Annotated in this window: 1 protein-coding gene; it reads right to left on the bottom strand. The window is 61.7% G+C overall.

Going from position 1 to position 483, the window contains the following annotated elements; genetic code table 11:
- Positions 1 to 5: 5 nt before the first annotated feature.
- Positions 6 to 483 (bottom strand): IS5 family transposase (locus QOL99_RS17930; protein ID WP_407650217.1); only part of this gene is annotated, 478 nt, incomplete at its 5' end.

Raw genomic sequence — 483 nt, 5'->3', positions numbered from 1 at the left:
AGAGCCTATCCGGAAAGTTTTGGGGAGCAGGCTACGGGGGCCAGTTTGCGCCAGATGATCAGGCAAGCCGCGAGTTGAACGAAGCCCAAATAGAGGTCCTGACGCTTTTCCCAACGCGTCTGGAGGCGTCGAAACCGGTTGAACCAGGCGTGTCCAACTTCCACCACCCAGCGCCTGGCTGGGTGTCGCGCCGGGTCTCCCGGCGCGGGAAGCGGTCGTTGTTCCGTCGCTTTGGGAGGAATGTGGGCCACGAAGCCCGCTTGTACGGCTACCTGTCGGCAGGTCGGCGTAGCGTACCCGCGATCTAACACCAAATGTCGCTGTTCCTGCTCTGCAAGAGCAGGAACAGCGATGACCACGGCTTCCAACACCTCAGCGAGTTTCTGGCTGTCATGGCGATTGGCCCCGCACAGCACGACAGCGAGCGGAATCCCTTTGGCATCGGTCAGGAGGGTCCGTTTGCGGCCTGCTTTGCCTCGATCC

The organism is Deinococcus rhizophilus (genome assembly GCF_030271215.1).
Taxonomy (GTDB): Bacteria; Deinococcota; Deinococci; order Deinococcales; family Deinococcaceae; genus Deinococcus; species Deinococcus rhizophilus.
The sequence above is the reverse complement of the archived record's forward strand: the minus strand, read 5'-3'. Positions and strand labels throughout refer to the sequence as shown.